The organism is Rhodococcus jostii NBRC 16295, assembly GCF_001894825.1.
Taxonomy (GTDB): domain Bacteria; phylum Actinomycetota; class Actinomycetes; order Mycobacteriales; family Mycobacteriaceae; genus Rhodococcus_F; species Rhodococcus_F jostii.
This window is the reverse complement of sequence record NZ_BCWY01000024.1, coordinates 68,140-86,724: the sequence shown is the minus strand read 5'-3', so window position 1 is coordinate 86,724 and position 18,585 is coordinate 68,140. Positions and strand designations below refer to the sequence as shown.

General features: G+C 67.1%; 17 protein-coding genes. 6 read left to right on the top strand and 11 right to left on the bottom strand.

Translation table 11 applies throughout. The features are described 5' to 3' along the window. Positions 1 to 9: 9 nt before the first annotated feature. The 3 genes from RJ1_RS17405 to uvrB form a co-directional block, all read right to left on the bottom strand. Entirely contained in the window at positions 10 to 462 is a 453-nt protein-coding gene (locus tag RJ1_RS17405; protein ID WP_073361929.1) for a universal stress protein, read from the bottom strand. 188 nt (positions 463 to 650) lie between these two features. Continuing rightward, the gene (locus RJ1_RS17400; RefSeq protein ID WP_073361927.1) at positions 651 to 1,523 is read right to left on the bottom strand and encodes an SCO6745 family protein; all 873 of its coding nucleotides are present in this window, start codon (positions 1,521 to 1,523) and stop codon (positions 651 to 653) included. Positions 1,524 to 1,552: 29 nt separating this feature from the next. After that, a complete protein-coding gene (gene uvrB / locus RJ1_RS17395; protein ID WP_073361925.1) occupies positions 1,553 to 3,715 on the bottom strand; it encodes an excinuclease ABC subunit UvrB in 2,163 nt (720 codons plus the stop codon). A 78-nt stretch (positions 3,716 to 3,793) separates the two neighbouring features. Here uvrB and RJ1_RS17390 point away from each other — a divergent pair, with 78 nt between their 5' ends. After that, positions 3,794 to 4,312 carry a ribonuclease FAU-1 family protein gene (locus RJ1_RS17390; RefSeq protein ID WP_073361923.1) on the top strand — a complete coding sequence of 173 codons (519 nt, stop codon included), beginning with the start codon at positions 3,794 to 3,796 and terminating at the stop codon, positions 4,310 to 4,312. A 1-nt stretch (position 4,313) separates the two neighbouring features. Here the strand turns inward: RJ1_RS17390 and coaE are convergent, their stop codons facing one another. After that, positions 4,314 to 5,528 (bottom strand): dephospho-CoA kinase, encoded by a 1,215-nt coding sequence (coaE, locus tag RJ1_RS17385; RefSeq protein ID WP_073361921.1) that lies wholly within the window; start codon positions 5,526 to 5,528, stop codon positions 4,314 to 4,316. A 170-nt stretch (positions 5,529 to 5,698) separates the two neighbouring features. Here coaE and RJ1_RS17375 point away from each other — a divergent pair, with 170 nt between their 5' ends. Then, entirely contained in the window at positions 5,699 to 5,917 is a 219-nt protein-coding gene (locus RJ1_RS17375; RefSeq protein WP_073361992.1) for a hypothetical protein, read from the top strand. Between the two features lie 87 nt (positions 5,918 to 6,004). On the opposite strand, the gene rpsA is transcribed toward RJ1_RS17375, so the two are convergent. After that, positions 6,005 to 7,489 carry a 30S ribosomal protein S1 gene (gene rpsA / locus RJ1_RS17370; protein WP_073361919.1) on the bottom strand — a complete coding sequence of 495 codons (1,485 nt, stop codon included), beginning with the start codon at positions 7,487 to 7,489 and terminating at the stop codon, positions 6,005 to 6,007. Positions 7,490 to 7,738: 249 nt separating this feature from the next. On the opposite strand from rpsA, the gene RJ1_RS17365 reads away from it, so the two are divergent. Continuing rightward, positions 7,739 to 8,629, top strand: a complete 891-nt coding sequence (locus tag RJ1_RS17365) for a class I SAM-dependent methyltransferase (protein WP_073361917.1) — start codon at positions 7,739 to 7,741, stop codon at positions 8,627 to 8,629. A 42-nt stretch (positions 8,630 to 8,671) separates the two neighbouring features. On the opposite strand, the gene RJ1_RS17360 is transcribed toward RJ1_RS17365, so the two are convergent. From RJ1_RS17360 to RJ1_RS17345, 4 genes are all read right to left on the bottom strand, one after another. Further along, positions 8,672 to 9,433, bottom strand: a complete 762-nt coding sequence (locus RJ1_RS17360) for an amino acid ABC transporter ATP-binding protein (protein ID WP_073361915.1) — start codon at positions 9,431 to 9,433, stop codon at positions 8,672 to 8,674. Next, the gene (locus tag RJ1_RS17355; RefSeq protein WP_005247430.1) at positions 9,430 to 10,413 is read right to left on the bottom strand and encodes an amino acid ABC transporter permease; all 984 of its coding nucleotides are present in this window, start codon (positions 10,411 to 10,413) and stop codon (positions 9,430 to 9,432) included. The genes RJ1_RS17360 and RJ1_RS17355 overlap by 4 nt, the downstream gene beginning before the upstream one ends. A 20-nt stretch (positions 10,414 to 10,433) precedes the next feature. Then, positions 10,434 to 11,363, bottom strand: a complete 930-nt coding sequence (locus RJ1_RS17350) for an ABC transporter substrate-binding protein (protein ID WP_005247432.1) — start codon at positions 11,361 to 11,363, stop codon at positions 10,434 to 10,436. 148 nt (positions 11,364 to 11,511) lie between these two features. Beyond that, a complete protein-coding gene (locus RJ1_RS17345) occupies positions 11,512 to 12,606 on the bottom strand; it encodes an isocitrate/isopropylmalate dehydrogenase family protein (RefSeq protein ID WP_073361913.1) in 1,095 nt (364 codons plus the stop codon). A gap of 19 nt (positions 12,607 to 12,625) precedes the next feature. Between RJ1_RS17345 and RJ1_RS17340 the strand changes: the two genes are divergently transcribed. Beyond that, positions 12,626 to 13,147, top strand: a complete 522-nt coding sequence (locus tag RJ1_RS17340) for a 2'-5' RNA ligase family protein (RefSeq protein WP_073361911.1) — start codon at positions 12,626 to 12,628, stop codon at positions 13,145 to 13,147. On the opposite strand, the gene RJ1_RS17335 is transcribed toward RJ1_RS17340, so the two are convergent. Further along, positions 13,148 to 14,056, bottom strand: coding sequence for a DMT family transporter (locus RJ1_RS17335; RefSeq protein ID WP_073361909.1), 909 nt, complete (start codon positions 14,054 to 14,056; stop codon positions 13,148 to 13,150). A gap of 194 nt (positions 14,057 to 14,250) precedes the next feature. Here RJ1_RS17335 and RJ1_RS17330 point away from each other — a divergent pair, with 194 nt between their 5' ends. Both RJ1_RS17330 and trxA read left to right on the top strand, forming a co-directional pair. Further along, positions 14,251 to 15,249, top strand: coding sequence for a helix-turn-helix domain-containing protein (locus RJ1_RS17330; RefSeq protein WP_073361990.1), 999 nt, complete (start codon positions 14,251 to 14,253; stop codon positions 15,247 to 15,249). A gap of 73 nt (positions 15,250 to 15,322) precedes the next feature. Further along, positions 15,323 to 15,691, top strand: coding sequence for a thioredoxin (gene trxA, locus RJ1_RS17325; protein WP_005247443.1), 369 nt, complete (start codon positions 15,323 to 15,325; stop codon positions 15,689 to 15,691). Between the two features lie 19 nt (positions 15,692 to 15,710). Here the strand turns inward: trxA and polA are convergent, their stop codons facing one another. Continuing rightward, positions 15,711 to 18,440 (bottom strand): DNA polymerase I, encoded by a 2,730-nt coding sequence (polA, locus tag RJ1_RS17320; RefSeq protein ID WP_083400449.1) that lies wholly within the window; start codon positions 18,438 to 18,440, stop codon positions 15,711 to 15,713. Positions 18,441 to 18,585: the final 145 nt, after the last annotated feature.

Here is an 18,585-nt window from a genome sequence, read left to right as displayed (position 1 = left end):
TCTCCTGCGTCAGCGCACCGTGTGAACGATGAGGACGTCGGACGTGGACTTGCGCGCGGCGTCGGACGGAACGGAGCCCAGGAGTCGTCCGGTGAGGGTGTTGAGTCCACGGTTGCCGATCACCAGGAGACCGGCCTCGACCTCGTCGACCAGGTTCAGCAGCGACTCGACGGGGGCACCGACGACAGCGCGTTCCACGACCTCCTTGGTGCCGACGGCGTGGGCGCGCTCCTTCGCGGTGCGCAGGATCTCGTACGTCGGGGCCGAACCGGTGATCTGGTAGGCCTCGTCGCCGAGAGCGTCGGCGGCCTGCCCGACGTCCTTCGGGTCGGCCGGGTAGTACGCGCAGGCGATGATCAGCTTGGCACCGGCGTCCGCCGCGATGGCGGCAGCCTTCTCGACGGCCAGAAACGACGACTCGGAGCCATCGGTTCCGACGACAACGGTCCGGTAGGCGCTCATTCATTCCTCCATGTCTGCGGTGGTCAATTGGCCGGGGTCCAGACATACGTCATGCCTGGACCCAGCAGCCACTGCGCTGACCCTAGCGGTATCGGTGCCCGGATAGGTGCATTTGCAGCACATGCCACAGGGGATATCCCCAGTGCATGACGGATCACATTCCGCGTGCGCGCGGGCTGTGATCGGCGTCAGCATGACGTGCGGACCTTGGGACCGAACACGCCGGCGGGGAACACTCCGTCAGCGACGATCGCGTCACGCCAGGGGGTCGCGAGTTCGACGAGCCGGGCTGCCCCGTCCTCCCCCAGCGCGGCCCACGGAGCCAACGCGAGATCGTCTGTGAGGTCCTCGACCAGTTCCCGCAATTCCTTGCCTTCGGCGGTGAGTTCGCCTCGGGCGTCCAGGATTTCCCGGTCGCGCAGGCTGTCGCTCGCCGAATCCCACTGATCCTGGGTCCAGGCGCGGCGGGTGATCGCGAACTTCTTCTGGAACCCGAATCCGGTCGCGGTGTGCGTGATCAGCGATTCGAGTCCGCTCAGTTCCGCCGTCTGCAGGGCGGCGATGTGACCGTCGCCGCGGTACTCGCGCAACAATGTGAGGGCATGCCAGAACGCGAGGTGTGGTGAGTCCGGCCACTCCACCTCCGCGTATCCCGCATAGAGCGGCCTTCCCTCGACACCCGGGATGCCCCGCGCCGCGATCGACACGAGTTCGGCTGCCTCGGCCATCTCCGGCGAATTCGTCACCGATTCACCGAGCAGTCGCACGTACGCCTCGCCGACACCCCGGTACCGCGCCTCCACGATGGCCGCGGGCGTGGCCAGACCCCAGGCGCGCGGAATGATCGACTCCATCGCCGCCGGACTGAAGTTGAAGAAGGTGGCAGTGACGACGCCCGCGCCGACCGCGCCCATCGGCGCGGAACGTCCCGCGAAGTAGCCCATCCGACCCGGTTCGAGACCTGCCTCGATCAGCCGCTCCTCGACTTCGGGAACGAAGTAGCTGAGCGAATGAAGCAACTCCAAGGACCGAGCCGTACGACCTGCGTTGTGTGCATCCATACTTGCGACCGTACTGCCTCGGTTCCCCGCTATTTCAGGCCCGCAGCATCCATGCCGCGCAATTCCTTCTTCAGATCGGCGATCTCGTCGCGGAGTCGCCCGGCGAGTTCGAATTGCAGATCGCGGGCCGCGTTCATCATCTGATCGGTCAATTCCTTGACCAGATCCGCCAACTCCGCCCTGGGCATCGACTTCGTATCGCGGCCCTCGTACACGCCGGCACTGACCGAGCGTCCCGCCTCGCCCTGGGCGCGGCGACCGCGAGTGGCGTTGCGCCCCGAACCGCCGACCTCGACCCCGCTGGCCGTGTCCTCGGCCTCCTCGTAGACCTGGTCGAGAATGTCGGCGATCTTCTTCCGCAGCGGCTGCGGATCGACGCCCATCTTCTCGTTGTAGGCGATCTGCTTCTCGCGACGTCGCTCGGTCTCCTCGATCGCGTGCTGCATCGAGTCGGTGATCTTGTCGGCGTACATGTGGACCTGGCCGGAGACGTTGCGGGCCGCGCGGCCGATCGTCTGGATGAGGCTGGTGGAACTGCGGAGGAAGCCCTCCTTGTCGGCGTCGAGGATGGCTACCAGCGACACCTCGGGAAGGTCGAGACCCTCACGCAGCAGGTTGATACCCACCAGAACGTCGTACTCCCCCAGCCGGAGCTGCCGGAGCAGTTCGACGCGTCGGAGCGTGTCGATGTCCGAGTGCAGGTACCGCACCCGGATTCCCAACTCGAGGAGGTAGTCGGTGAGGTCTTCCGACATCTTCTTCGTCAGTGTAGTGACGAGGACACGTTCGTCGCGGTCCGCCCGCTCGCGGATCTCGTGCACCAGGTCGTCGATCTGCCCCTTGGTCGGTTTGACCACGACCTCGGGGTCGACGAGACCGGTCGGGCGAATGACCTGCTCGACGAACTCGCCGCCGGCCTGCCCCAGCTCGTACTTGCCAGGTGTGGCCGACAGGTACACCGTCTGCCCGATGCGCTGGGTGAACTCCTCCCACGTCAGCGGGCGGTTGTCGGTGGCGGACGGCAACCGGAAGCCGAACTCGACGAGGTTGCGCTTACGCGACATGTCGCCCTCGTACATCGCACCGATCTGCGGGACCGTCACGTGGGACTCGTCGATGACCAGGAGGAAGTCCTCCGGGAAGTAGTCGATGAGCGTCGCGGGCGCCGTGCCCGGCCCACGGCCGTCGATGTGACGCGAGTAGTTCTCGATGCCGGAGCAGAATCCGACCTGCTTGATCATCTCGAGGTCGTACTGAGTGCGCATCCGGAGCCGCTGCGCCTCGAGAAGCTTACCCTTGTTCTCGAGGTCGGCGAGCCGCTCCTCGAGTTCGGCTTCGATGTCCTTGACGGCGCGTTCCATCCGCTCGGGACCCGCGACGTAGTGCGTGGCCGGGAAGATGCGCACCGAGTCGACCTGCCGCACGACGTTGCCGGTGAGGGGGTGCAGGTAGTACAGCGCCTCGATCTCGTCGCCGAAGAACTCGATCCGCACCGCCAGCTCCTCGTACGAGGGGATGATCTCGACGGTGTCGCCACGCACCCGGAAGGATCCGCGGGTGAACGCCAGATCGTTGCGGGTGTACTGCACGTCGACCAGCAGCCTCAGCAGAGCGTCGCGGGGCACCTCCACACCGACCTCGAGCTGCACCGACCGGTCGAGGTACGACTGCGGGGTGCCGAGGCCGTAGATGCAGGACACGGACGCCACCACGACCACGTCCCGCCGTGAGAGCAGGCTCGACGTCGCGGAGTGCCGCAACCGCTCGACGTCGTCGTTGATCGACGAGTCCTTTTCGATGTAGGTGTCGGTCTGCGCGATGTACGCCTCGGGCTGGTAGTAGTCGTAGTAAGAGACGAAGTACTCGACTGAGTTGTGGGGCAGCATGTCGCGCAACTCGTTGGCCAACTGCGCGGCGAGCGTCTTGTTGGGCGCCATCACCAGCGTGGGCCGCTGCACCTTCTCGATCAGCCACGCCGTGGTCGCCGATTTACCGGTACCGGTGGCGCCGAGCAGGACCACATCCTTCTCACCTGCGTTGATCCGGCGTTCGAGGTCCGCGATCGCCGTGGGCTGGTCGCCGGCCGGTTTGTGGTCACTGACGACCTCGAAGCGTGCTTCCGACCGCTCGATCTCCCCGATGGGACGGAACTCGGAATGTGCCACCACGGGGTGCTCGGATGCAAACGCCATGGAACCAGGGTAGGCCGAGGTACCGACAAACTCCCCGCCGATCTCCGTCGGCTGAAAAATCCCGGTAGGTTCCCCACCATGGCAGGCGCGAGTCACGGCATCCACCCACCGAAGGTCGAGTACTTCGACCTACGAGATCACACCAACACCGACCCCAAGGGTTTCGTCCGCCACGTCGATCACTACCGCGTCGAGCCGTGGGGGCTGTACATGGCGCGCACCTCCGATCACCGGCAGTTCCACTACCTGGAGTCGTGGCTGCTCCCCGACCTCGGTCTGCGCGCGTCGATCTTCCATTACCACCCCTACCACCAGCGCGATCAGGACCACTACGTCGACATCGGCGCCTTCACCCGGGGCGACGACGTGTGGAAGTCCGAGGACCACTATCTGGATCTGGTGATCCGCACCGGCCGCGACACCGAACTCCTCGACGTCGACGAACTGATGGAGGCGCACAGCACCGGCCTGCTCGACACGTCGGCGGCCGAGCAGGCGATCCTCACCGCGACCACGGCGATCGACGGGATCGCCGCGCACGGCCACGACCTCGGACGCTGGCTGGCGTCGATCGGCATGCCGATCGACTGGCGGTGACCTACGCGCTCCATCCGGTCCGCTCGGCCCATTCCCACGCCCGGTGGTAAGCGCGGTCGAACCACGGGGTCTTCGCGTCGACGTAGGCGGTGATCGCCTCCCGGTAGTCGGTGTGCGTTGCCGCCTTCGCAGCCGCACCCTCCTTGAGGTCGAGGTACTCGGCGCGGGCGTCGGCGTCGGCCCGGAGCCAGTCGCGGAACACGAGCGCGAACTGCTGTCCGGGCCACCCGTCGACGCGGAGGTGGATGTTGACCGGCCGCCCGGGATCGGCGCCGCCATGGATTCGCTTGCCCCACACCGCCGGATCGGTCTCGCCGCCCTGGTACGCGGGCTTGGGGTCGTCGGCGGTGATGTTTTCGATGCGGGGGAACCCGGCGTCGGCGAGTGCGTCGGCCAGGTCGTCGGCCGTCTCGAGGTTCGCGACGGTCACCTGCAGATCGATGACGTCCTTGGCGGGCAGTCCCTCGACCGCCGTCGACCCGATGTGATCGATCCGCACGGCACGATCGCCGCAGACGAGGCTCAACCGGGCGATCAGCCTGTCCGCCTGCGCCGGCCACTGCAGATTCGGCGGAGTCAGCTCGGGCAGGACACGGACCACCGTCCGCGTGCGGATGTTCGACTCGAACGGCACGAGACGATCCGACCACAGCGCCCGGATCTCGGGCTCGAGCGCGCCCGGGGCGCCGCTGTTGTCCAGCCAGACGTCGGCGGCGGCCCGCCGCTGATCGTCGTCCGCCTGGGCGGCGATCCGCGCTCGCGCGTCGGTCTCGGGCATTCCCCGCGACCCGACCAGCCGCTGCACGCGCTCCTCCGCATCGACGAACACGACGGCGACGAGGTGGAAAGCCGCGCCCATCCCGCCCTCGACCAGCAGCGGAATGTCCTGGACGAGAACGGCGTCCTTGGGTGCCGACTCGATGATCTCGGTAGTGCGCGCCCCGACGAGCGGGTGGACGATCGAATTCAGCGCCAGCCGCGACTCGTCGTCGGCGAAGGCCCGCGCCGCCAGGGCGGGCCGGTCCAGCGTCCCGTCCGCGGTCCGGATCTCCTCGCCGAACCGCTCGACGAGCGCCGCGAGACCGGGTGTACCGGGTTCCACGACCTCCCTCGCGATCACATCGGCATCGACGATCACGGCCCCGAGTTCGGCGAGGACCTTCGACACGGTGGACTTACCGGCTCCTATGCCTCCAGTGAGGCCGATTCTCAACACGTCTCCCAGTGTTGCATCCACCGCGGAACGAACGCGCACGTCCCTTGCCGATCTTCACCCTCTTCCCTCCCGGCAGACTCACCTGCCCCAAATACCACAGAAGCCCGACACGGTCGGTTATGTTCTAGCGAACGCACCCGACCTGCACCTTCTCGAAGAAGAGGAACGCCATGCGCGATCACCGCAACCAGTTCGGTCGGCACCGCCTCGGCATCGCAGGCGGGGTGCACTGCACAGAGATCCCCGAAGTGGCCTCCGCACTCGCCGAGCATCGGCGAACCTGGCTCACGACATTCATCAGCCAGGGCAGGCACAGCTTCGCATCCATGCGCAAGCGCGCCGAAGTACAGTCTTCGCCCGGGTACTGGATACCCGCCACCGCGAACTGAGCGCCCCCACACCCGCAACGACGAGACCCCGCCCCTGCGATGCAGGGGCGGGGTCTTCGGCTGTGCCTGACGAGTCAGGCGGACTTGCTAGGCGTTGCCCGACAGCTTCTCGCGCAGAGCGGCGAGCTGAGCGTCGCTGGCCAGCGATCCACCGGCCGACTCGGACGACGTGGCGCTGGAGGACGAAGCGGCATCGGCGTCGCCGGCACCCGACTCGGAGGAGTAGCCGGCAGCAGCGGTGGCAGCCTCGGCGGCCTCGTCTGCAGCGGTCTTCTCCATCTGAGCGGTGTGCATCTTGTGACGACGCTCAGCCTCGGCGTAGCGGTTCTCCCACTCTTCACGCTGCTTGTCGAAGCCCTCGAGCCATTCGTTGGTCTCGGGATCGAAGCCCTCGGGGAAGATGTAGTTGCCCTGCTCGTCGTAGCTGTCCGCCATGCCGTACTTGGACGGATCGAACTCGGCGTTGTAATCCTCGTTGGCCTGCTTCAGCGACAGCGAGATTCGACGACGCTCGAGGTCGATGTCGATGACCTTGACGAGTGCATCGTCGTTGACGCCGACAACCTGGTCCGGGACCTCCACGTGGCGCTCGGCCAGCTCGGAGATGTGGACGAGGCCTTCGATTCCCTCTTCGACGCGCACGAAGGCACCGAACGGAACCAGCTTCGTGACCTTGCCGGGCACGATCTGGCCGATGGCGTGCGTGCGGGCGAACTGACGCCACGGGTCTTCCTGTGTGGCCTTGAGCGACAGGGAAACGCGCTCGCGGTCCAGGTCGACGTCGAGGACCTCGACGGTGACCTCGGTGCCGACCTCGACAACCTCGGACGGGTGGTCGATGTGCTTCCAGGACAGCTCGGACACGTGCACCAGACCGTCGACGCCGCCCAGGTCCACGAAGGCACCGAAGTTGACGATGGAGGACACGACGCCCTTGCGGACCTGGCCCTTCTGCAGCTGGTGCAGGAACTCGCTGCGAACCTCGGACTGCGTCTGCTCGAGCCATGCGCGGCGTGAGAGGACGACGTTGTTGCGGTTCTTGTCGAGCTCGATGATCTTGGCCTCGATCTCCTTGCCGACGTACGGCTGGAGGTCGCGGACACGGCGCATCTCGACGAGCGAAGCGGGAAGGAAGCCGCGCAGACCGATGTCGAGGATCAGGCCGCCCTTGACGACCTCGATGACGGTGCCCTTGACGGCCTCGTCCTTCTCCTTGAGCTCCTCGATGGTGCCCCAGGCACGCTCGTACTGAGCGCGCTTCTTCGACAGGATCAGTCGGCCTTCCTTGTCCTCCTTGGTGAGGACGAGAGCTTCGACCTCATCGCCCACGGAGACGACCTCGTTGGGGTCGACGTCGTGCTTGATGGAGAGCTCACGGGAAGGGATGACGCCTTCGGTCTTGTAACCGATGTCGAGCAGGACCTCGTCACGATCGACCTTGACGATGGTGCCTTCGACGATGTCGCCATCGTTGAAGTACTTGATCGTTGCGTCGATGGCGGCGAGGAAGTCCTCGGCGGAGCCGATGTCGTTGACGGCTACCTGCGGCGAGGTCACGGTGGTGGAGGGCATGTGTTGAGTTGCTCCGGACGGGTTGTGGTCGGTTGATGGTGTTCTGTCGGACAAGCAACCTGAACCGACGAAACAATCCCGCCGAATCAGATCACCGCAAGCGCAATGAACGACACCCGACTGGAACCGAACGAACTCGAACTGAACCGATCCGATGCCGCACACATAGACACTCGCGTGCAATAGGCTACGCGCCCCTGGGCAAGCTGGGCAAACCCGGGCACGTTCCCACGCTCTACTCTGTTGCCCATGTCCGATCCCCGCCCGTCCGGTTCTCCCCTCTCCCCCGAAGACGACCGTCACGGCACCGCCAACAGCGTCCTCGGAACCACCGGGGTGAGCCGCGTCCGCGTCGATTCCGAATCCAGTGAGCGCGCGAGCCGCGCCTGGTGGGACGCGGACGCCGACGACTACCACCGCACGCACGGCGAGTTCCTCGGTGTCGACTCGACCGAGGGCGAGTTCGTCTGGTGCCCGGAGGGACTTCACGAGGGCGACTACCACCTGCTCGGTGACGTGGCGGGCAAGGACGTCCTCGAGGTGGGCTGCGGTTCGGCGCCCTGCGCGCGGTGGTTGGCCGGCCGGGGCGCCCGGGCGGTCGGGCTTGACCTGTCGATGTCGATGCTGACCCGCGGAGTCGAGGCGATGCGGGCGGGAGGCGCGACCGTGCCGCTGGTGCATGCGGGAGCCGAGCACCTCCCCTTCGCCGACGCGAGCTTCGACATCGCGTGTTCGGCTTTTGGTGCGGTTCCGTTCGTGGCGGACTCACAGCAGGTGATGCGTGAGGTCGCGCGGGTTCTTCGTCCGGGCGGGCTGTGGGTGTTCGCCGTCAACCACCCGATCCGCTGGATCTTCCCCGACGATCCGGGGCCGCGGGGGCTGACTGCGTCGCTCCCCTACTTCGACCGCACGCCGTACGTGGAGGTCGACGGCGACGGTGTTCCCACCTACGTCGAACACCACCGGACGATCGGCGACCGGGTCCGCGAGATCGTCGCGGCCGGACTCGAGGTGCGCGACATCATCGAGCCGGAGTGGCCGGAGTGGCTCGACCGCGAATGGGGGCAGTGGAGCCCTCTGCGGGGACAGATCTTCCCCGGCACCGCCATCTTCAGCTGCCGCAAACCCGTGAGTACTTAGTAACCGCCCGCGGTTAGTAAGTACTCACGGGGTCGAAGGCCATTACAGGAGCTTCGACAGGAACAACTTGGTGCGGTCGTGTTGCGGATTGGCCAGCAACTCGCGGGGATTGCCCGACTCGACGACGACGCCGGCGTCCATGAACACCAACTGGTCGGCGACCTCGCGCGCGAAACCCATCTCGTGGGTGACGACGACCATGGTCATGCCGCCGGCCGCGAGATCCTTCATCACGGTGAGCACCTCCCCGACCAATTCCGGGTCGAGGGCGGACGTCGGCTCGTCGAACAGCATCAGCTTGGGGTCCATCGCGAGCGCGCGGGCGATCGCGACGCGCTGCTGCTGACCACCCGACAGTTGCGCCGGGTACGCGTCCGCCTTCTCGCTCAAGCCCACCTGCTCGAGGAGATCCCGTCCTCGCTCGAGCGCCTTCTTCTTGCCCAGCCTCTTCACCTGGATGGGCGCCTCGATGATGTTCTCGAGCGCCGTCCGGTGCGGGAAGAGGTTGAAGTGCTGGAAGACCATCCCGATGTCGCGGCGCTGCTTCGCGGCAGCCCTGGGATGGAGTTCGTAGAGCTTGCCGCCCCGCTCGGAGTACCCGACGATCTCGCCGTCGACGTACAGCCGCCCGGCGTTGACCTGCTCGAGGTGGTTGATGCACCGCAGGAACGTCGACTTCCCCGAGCCCGAGGGCCCGACCAGGCACAGGACCTGGCCGGCGTCGATCTCCAGCGACACGCCCTTGAGTACCTTCAGCGCACCGAAGTTCTTGCAGACCCGGTCCGCCTTGACCATCTGCGTCATCGTCGTTCCCCTCCGGGTGTGTCGGGCAAGGTCTCGGGACCGGGTTCGATCACCAGCGGCTTGCCCTGCGCGTCGGCGAGTGCCTGCAATTGCCGCGGGGTGAGCTTGCGGGACGCACCCTTCGAGTAGTACCGCTCCAGGTAGAACTGGCCGATCATGAGCAGGCTGGTGATGGCGAGGTACCAAGTGGCGGCCACCATCAACAACGGAATGGGCTGGAAGTTCGCGCCGGAGATGTCTCTGGCACGTCCGTACAACTCCAGGCTGTACGGCACCGCGGTGACCAGCGACGTCGTCTTCAGCATGCTGATCAGCTCGTTGCCGGTGGGCGGGATGATCACTCGCATGGCCTGCGGCAGGACCGTGCGGCGCATGGTCTGCGACCATGTCATGCCGAGCGCCACCGACGCCTCGGTCTGCCCTTCGGCGACCGAGTTCACACCGGCACGGACGATCTCGGCCATGTACGCGGCCTCGTTGAGTCCCAGCCCGATCACCGCGAACAGGAACGCCGCGTTGATGCCCTGCAGATCGATGTGCACGAACTGGTGGACGAACGGGATTCCCAGATCCAGCTGCTTGTAGATGGACGGGAACAGTCCCCAGAACACCAACTGAACGTAGACCGGGGTCCCGCGGAAGATCCACAGGTAACCCCACGACGCCGCCTTCAACACCGGGTTCGGCGACAGCCGCATGACGGCGAGCACCACACCCAGAATGATGGCGATCGCCATCGACAGGATCGTCAGCTGGATGGTGTTCCACGCCGCGGCCGAGATCCGCGCATCGAACAGATAGCGGGCGTAGATGTCCCAGCGGTACGCCTCGTTGGTGCGCGCACCGTTGACGAACAGCGCCAGCAGCAGGCCGACGACGATCGCGGCGATCCAGCGGCCGGGCCGCCGCAGCGGGATCGCCTTGATCGGCTCTGGTTCCTGCCCCGGCTCGGTGCCGGACCGGTCCGGGGCCTTCTCCACGTCAGACACTCGTCAACCGCTCAGCTCGTGGCGCCGTTGATCTGCGAAGTCGTGATGACGCCCGCCTCGACGCCCCAGTTCTCCGCGATCGTCCGGTAGGTGCCGTCGTCGATGAGGTGCTGCAGCGCCTGCTGGAGGGTCTGCGCGAGCGGCGAACCCTTCGCGACGGGCCAGCCGTACGGCGCGGCGTCGAAGACCTCGCCCGCAGCCTCGATCTTGCCTTCGCTCTGCTTGATCGCGTACGCGGTGACGGGCGAATCGGCGGACATCGCGTCGACCTTGCCGAGTGCGACGGCGCTGGCGGCGTCGTCCTGGCTGTCGAACTTCACGATCTCGATGGGCGGCTTCCCGGCCGCGACGCACGCCGCGCTCTTGGCGGGCACCTCCTCGAGATCCTCGATGGTGGTGGTCTGCACGCCGACCCGCAGGCCGCACGCGTTGGTGGGGTCGACGGACTTACCGGCGGGCTGCGCCCACTGCACGCCGGCGCTGAAGTAGGTGGTGAAGTCGACCGACTGCTCGCGCTCCTTGGTGTCGGTGAACGACGACATACCCATGTCGTAGCTGCCGGCCTGGATCGACGGGATGATCTTGTCGAAGTCCGCCTCGGTGTACTCCGGTGTCACGCCGAGCACCTTGCCCACCGCATCGACGAGGTCGACGTCGAAGCCGACGATCTTGCCGCTCGGATCCTTGAACTCGTTGGGCGAGTACGGAATATTGACACCGACGATGATTTTGCCGGACGAGGCGATCTCCTCCGGCAGCGTCGCCGCGATGGCATCCACCTTGTCGACTTCCACGGCGACGGTCTCTTCGCCGGACGGCGTACCACCGCCTTCGGTGTTGCTGGCGCATCCGGCGAGCAGCAGAGCGCTGCCACCCGCCAGTGCACAGATGGTGCGGGCCACTCGGCCTCGCGCGAAGACGGATCGACCAGACACTGGCATGTCCTCCAAGGAAATCGTGGTACACCGAGCGAGCTACGACGACGGAGAACTCGCGAACTCCGAATAGTCGAACGGTAGGTTACGGCACCCACATCTGCGGACGTCGTTACCGAACATTAACGGCCTGCCGCGGCCTGTGGCGGCGGTTTCAGCGACGGAGTGTGCGGGCGAGGACGGTCTCCGTGAATTCACTGGTCGACGCGAGTCCACCCAGGTCAGCCGTGGCGACGCCGGATGCGATCGTCGCGCGGACGGCGTCGCGGATCCGGTGGGCCGCGCCGGCCAGATGCCGGTCCGCGCGGCGGTCCCCAAGCCACTCCAGCATCATCGCGGCCGACAGCATCAGCGCCGTCGGGTTGGCGCGGTTGTGCCCGGCGATGTCGGGTGCCGCGCCGTGCGCCGCCTGCGCCATCACCTTGGTCTCGGAACTGTTGATCGACGGCGCCGTACCGAGCGAGCCGGACAGTTCGCCCGTCAGATCCGACAAGATGTCGCCGAACATGTTCTCCGTGACCACGACATCGAAATCGGCTCCCCGCCGCACGAGATGCGCGGTCATCGCGTCCACGTGCTCGTCGTCGATCCGCACGTCCGGGTAGTCGCGCTCCCCCACCTCGCGGCACACGTCCCGGAACAGTCCCGTGGTCATCGACAACACGTTGGCCTTGTGCACGATCGTGACATGGGAGCGCCGCGTCCGCGCCAGCTCGAATGCGGTGTGCGCGATGCGCTCACACGCCTGCCGAGTCACCACGCCGACGGCCAGCGCCACGTCGGGCGTCGGCATGAACTCGCCGCTCCCGGCGAACATGTTCCGATCGGCGTACAGCCCTTCGGTGTTCTCCCGCACGATGACGAGATCCATGCCGGGCACCGTCGCGGCGACGCCCGCGAGTGAGCGCGCAGGCCGGATGTTCGCGAAGAGTTCGAACCGCTTGCGCACCACCCCGCCGGGTGTCAGCCGGCCGCGGAACGGCTCCGGGTAGGCGGCGCTGTCGTGGGGACCGAGAATCCAGGCGTCGAGTGCGTCCAGCGCCGCGAGCGTGGAGTCGGGGATCGGCGTGCCGTGCGACTCGATGGCATCCAGGCCGAGGGGCAGTTCCACCCACTCGACGTCGCTGCCGGCCGCGGTGACCGCGGCCGAGACCACCCGCTGTGTCGCCGGAACGATCTCGTGACCGATGCCGTCGCCGATGAGCACCCCGATCCGTCTCCCGGAAATGTTTGCCGTAGCACCGCTCATGAGGCCATCATTGCCTACCATGGTCCAGTCGGTGGAACTGCTGTTCGACGAAGCGACCGACGTTGCCGTTCGCGCCGAGTGGCAACGCCTGTGGGACGCCGGGATGCCCAGCCGCACGCGGGTGCGCGCCGAATCGAATCGGCCGCACATCACCCTGTTCGTGGCGCGCCACATCCCACCCGAGATCGACGAACTGCTGGGCCGCCGGATCCCGACGCCGTCGTTCCACGTCCGGCTCGGCGGACTCGTGATGTTCGGTGGCCGGCACGTCACGCTGTCCCGGCTGGTGGTTCCGTCGAAGGCCCTGCTGTCTCTGCACCACACCGTGTTCGACCTCGCGGGGCACTCCACGGAGATCACGCCGCACATCCGCCCGGGCGAGTGGACGCCGCACGTGACGCTGGCCCGGCGGCTCCCGGCCGATCAGATCGCGGACGCCGCGCGGTTGCTCGACGGCGGCGACATCATCGGCCGGGCGTCGGTGGTGCGCCGGTGGGACGGGGACGCCAAACGGGAGTGGGTGATCACCGCGCCACCGTGATCACGACACACCGGCGGGCGTTGCCGTCGCGGCCGCCCGTCTCGAAGACCGTTGCGTGACGACGATTCCCGCGATCACCGCAAGTGCCCCCACCGGCTGGTTCCACGAGATGTGCTCGTCGAGTGCGACCGCACCGAGCACCACACCGACCACCGGCGTCAGGTAGGTGACGGTGGACGCGGCCGTGGGTCCCCAGCCTCGCACGACGTTCGTGTTCCACACGAACGCCAGTCCGGTGCCGAACGCCCCGAGTCCGATCATCGACGCGACGATCGCCGGCGTCAGGTGCATCGGTGCGCTCGCCGCCCACGGGGTGACGAGCACCATGGCCGCTGCGGCGATCGACACCTGCATGAACGCGATGGTGGGCGTGTCGACGCCCCGCGGAAGCACGAACCGCCGCAGGTAGACCAGTGCGACGCCGTACGACGCGGTGGCCCCCAGGCACGCGAGCTGAGCGGGAACGCTGCCGACGATCCCCGCCTGCCACGGCGCCAGCACCACCACGACACCCGAGAATCCCAGGAGCAACCCGAACAGCTTTGCGTCCGTGAGCTTCTCCCCCGGCAGGAACGCCAGGGCCACCGACATCGTCATCAGCGGCGTCGTCGCGTTGAAGATGCTGGCGAGGCCCGAACTGATGCTCTGCTCGGCCCAGCTGAACAGCAACCACGGCACGAGGCACTGCGCGACCGCCAGCACCGACAGATGCGCCCAGGTGATCGCGTCACGCGGCAACCGCGTCCGGGTGAGCCCGAGCACGGCACCGAGGGTCAGCGCCCCGAACACCAGCCGCCACAGGACGACCTGGGTGAAGGACAGGCCCTCGAGCCCGACCTTGATGAAGAGGAAACTCGCGCCCCAGGCGAGCGCCGCGCCCGCGTACTGGACCGCCAGATTCGCTCTCAAAACCGGAAGTCCCCGTGCTGGGTGACTTCGTTGTGGGTGTCGGGCGTGCGGCCGGCGAGCGCCAGCGCGTCGAGCGCCAGGAACACGAGGAGTACCACGACCAGAATTGTCATGTCTTCAGCCTGGTTCCCTTTGCCCCGGAGAAAAAGTGGCAGAAATGACATAGTTGACCGTATTTCTGCCATACTGGTGTGGTGCTGAAAAAGGTGGTCCTACCGCTCATGCCACTCACCGAGGCGTTCGAACTCGGTGTCGCCTGCGAGGTGTTCGGATTCGACAGATCCGACGACGGTCTGCCCACCTACGACTTCTCTCTCGTCGCCGGCTCTCCGGAACCCATCCGCACCCGCTTCGGCTACGGCATCGACGTTCCGTACGACCTCGACCGGCTCGACGACGCCGACCTCGTCGTCGTCCCCGCGGGCGGAACCTACGCCGAGGCAGACGGCACCTTCGTGTGCGCGAAGGACCCCGATCCGTGCATGGATCCGCTCCTCGGCAAACTCCGGGCGGCGGTCGACCGGGGCGCCAAGGTCGCCAGTCTCTGCAGCGGCGCGTTCGTGCTCGGTGCGGCCGGACTGCTGGACGGACGCAAATGCACCACCCACTGGCGGCACGCCCAGCGGCTCGCCGAACTCCATCCCGCGGCCACCGTCGACCCAAACGTCCTCTACGTCGACGACGATCCCGTCCTGACCAGCGCGGGCACCGCCGCCGGCATCGACCTGTGCCTGCACATCGTGCGCAAGGAACAGGGCAGCCGGGTGGCCAACGGCATCGCCCGGCGCATGGTGGTCCCGCCCCACCGGGACGGCGGCCAGGCCCAGTACGTGGCGATGCCGCTGCCGTCGACGACGATCGACACCCTCGGGCCGCTCCTCGACTGGATGACCGAGCACCTCGCCCTCGACCTCACGGTCACCGCCGTGGCCGCCAAGGCCAACATGTCACCCCGCACGTTCGCGCGGCGCTTCCAGGCCGAGACCGGGACCACCCCCGCCCGGTGGCTCAGCGACCAGCGGGTGCTGGCCGCGCAGCACCTGCTGGAGAACTCGGACCTCTCGGTCGACGTGATCGCCGAGCGCGTCGGCTTCGGCGGCGGCGCTGTCCTGCGGCAGCATTTTCTGCGGCTCCGCCACACCACCCCGCAGGCGTACCGCCGCACGTTCCGCGCCACGGAGCGCACCGGCTGAGAAGCACGCAGGGAAGAATCGGCGGCGACCCGGCGTTGCACAGGCAACACAGTCACCGAACGAAAGGACCCTCGTGGCCACCAAGACACTGACTCAGCAGAACTTCGACGAGACCGTGACCGGCAACGACGTCGTTCTGGTCGACTTCTGGGCATCGTGGTGCGGACCGTGCCGCTCCTTCGCGCCCACGTTCGAGGCCTCGTCCGAGCAGCACCCCGATGTGGTACACGCCAAGGTCGACACCGAAGCGGAGCAGGGCATCGCCGCTGCGGCGAACATCCGCTCGATCCCGACGATCATGGCGTTCCGTGAGGGCGTGCTGGTGTTCAGCCAGCCGGGCGCATTGCCGCCGGCGGCGCTCGAGGATCTGGTCACGCAGGTCAAGGCTCTCGACATGGACGAGGTGCGCAAGCAGATCGCCGAGCAGGCTCCGGCCGAATAGGGCGGAGGAGCGCCGCCGCCTAGTGTGCGGCGGCGTCCCAACTGCGACCGGTGCCGACGGACACGTCGAGCGGCACCGACAGTTCGATGGCCGAGGACATCTTGTCGCGGACCAGCTCCTCGACCCGTTCCCGTTCCGCATCGACGACCTCGAGAACGAGTTCGTCGTGGACCTGCAGCAGCATGCGCGACTTCAGACCCGCCTCGCGCAGCGAACGCTGCACGTTGATCATGGCGACCTTGATGATGTCGGCGGCGGTGCCCTGGATGGGGGCGTTGAGCGCGGCCCGCTCGGCGACCTCCCGCCGCTGGCGGTTGTCACTGGTGAGGTCGGGCAGGTAGCGGCGGCGCCCGTACAGCGTCGACGTGTAGCCGTCCTTGCGGGCCTGCTCCACGACCTCGTGCAGGTAGTCGCGAACCCCGCCGAATCGGGCGAAGTACGCCTCCATCTGCGATTTCGCCTCTTCGGTGGAGATCTTGAGCTGGGCTGCCAGCCCGAATGCGCTGAGCCCGTACGCCAGGCCGTAGGACATCGCCTTCACCCGCCGGCGCAGCTCGGGCGTGACCTCCTCGATCGGCACGCCGAAGGCGCGGGCACCGACGAAGCTGTGCAGATCTTCCCCGGTGTTGAACGCCTCGATCAGACCCTCGTCGCCGGACACGTGGGCCATGATCCGCATCTCGATCTGGCTGTAGTCGGCGGTGAGCAGCGAGTCGAAACCCTCGCCGACGACGAAGCCGTCCCGGATCTGGCGGCCCGCATCGGTCCGCACCGGTATGTTCTGGAGGTTGGGCTCGGTGGACGAGAGCCGGCCGGTGGCCGCGACGGTCTGGTTGAACGTCGTGTGAATGCGCCCGTCCTCGGCGACCGTCTTCAGCAGACCGTCAACGGTCACCTTCAGTCGCGTCGCATCGCGGTGCGCGAGCAGGTGCTCGAGGAACGGGTGCGACGTCTTCTCGAACAGGTTCTGCAACGCCTCGGCGTCCGTGGTGTAGCCGGTTTTCGTCTTCTTCGTCTTGGGCATCTCCAGCTCGTCGAACAGCACGACCTGCAACTGCTTGGGTGACCCGAGGTTGATCTGCTTGCCGATGACCCCGTAGGCCGCCTCGGCCGCCTCCGAGACCTGCGCGGCGAACCGGCTCTGCAGGTCGTGCAGGTGGTCGCCGTCGACGGCGATACCGGACGCCTCGATGTCGGCCAGCACCTCCAGGAGCGGCAACTCCATCTCCGACAGCAGAGCCGTCGATTCGATGTTCGCGAGTTCCGTGTCGAGCGCGGCCGCGAGGTCGAGGACGGCGCGGGCGCTGAGAATTTCGGTCTCGGCGGCTTCGGCGTCGACCTGATCGGCGTCGTCGAGCAGCGACAGCTGCTCCTGGCCGGTCTCCTCCACCCGCAGTTCCCGGCGCAGGTACCGCAGCGACAGGTCGTCGAGGTTGAACGTCCGCTGCCCCGGCCGCACCAGGTAGGCCGCCAGCGCGGTGTCGCTGGTGAGACCGCCCAGCACCCAGCCGCGTCCGCGGAGCGCGTGCATCGCCCACTTGGCTTCGTGCAGGGCCTTCGGTTGATCCGCGTCGGCGAGCCAGTCGCCGAGGGCCTTCTCGTCCTCCGGGGTGGCGGCGGCGGTGGCGATGTACGCCCCCTCACCGTCGGCGGCCGCGATGGCGATCGCCGTCACGTCTCCCCCGTACGGGGAGCGGGTGCCGACCACCGACACGCCGGATCGCTCACCCGTCGACGCGTGCGCCGACAACCAGTCCGCGACCGCACCGGGTTCGAGCGCACTACCGCGCACCTCGAAGCCCTCCTCGGCCTCCGCCTCGACCGGGGCGAGCGTGGCGAACAGCCGATCACGCAGCACCTTGAACTCGAGGTCGTCGAACAGCGCGTGGATCTTCTCCCGATCCCACTGCGCGAGCATCAGCTGGTCCGGGGTGTACGGCAGCGGGACGTCGCGGACCATCTCGGTGAGTTCCCGGTTGAGCAGGACGTTCGGCAGGTTCTCCCGCAACGCGTCCCCGACCTTGCCGCGGACCTTGTCGACGTTGTCGACCAGACCGACGAGATCGCCGTACTCCTTGATCCACTTGGTGGCGGTCTTCTCCCCCACCCCCGGGATTCCCGGCAGATTGTCGCTCGGGTCGCCGCGCAGGGCCGCGAAGTCGGGGTACTGCGCAGGTGTGAGCCCGTACTTCTCCTCGACGGCTGCCGGCGTGAACCGGGTGAGATCGGAGACGCCCTTCTTGGGGTAGAGCACCGTCACCCCGTCGGTGACCAGCTGCAGCGAGTCCCGGTCGCCGGTGACCACGAGGACCCGGTATCCGAGCGCCTCGGCCTGGGTGGTGAGGGTGGCGATGATGTCGTCGGCCTCGAAGCCCTCCTCGGCCATCACCGGGATGCCGAGGGCCCCGAGCACGTCCTTGGTGATCTCGACCTGTCCCTTGAACTCGTCCGGCGCCTTGCTGCGGTTCGCCTTGTACTCCGGGAACCGCTCCGCCCGGAACGTCTGCCTGGACACGTCGAACGCCGCCGCCACGTGGGAGGGCTGTTCGTCGCGCAGCAGGTTGATCAACATCGACGTGAACCCGTAGACGGCGTTGGTGACCTGACCGCTGTGTGTCTTGAAGTTCTCGGCGGGCAGGGCGTAGAACGCACGGAAGGCCAGCGAGTGGCCGTCGAGCAGCATCAGGGTGGGGCGATCGTCGGACGACGCGGGGGACGTGGTGGACCGGGGGGTGGTTGCAGGGCTCACGGTTGCCCAGTCTAGGGAGCGGATCCGACACCGATCAGCCGGATGCGATACCCAACCGAAACGTGCCGGAAATCCGAGAACCCGATTTCGTGCGACCGGAGCCGTTAGAGTCCGGAAATTGCGGCACGGGCGGTAGTCGAGTCCG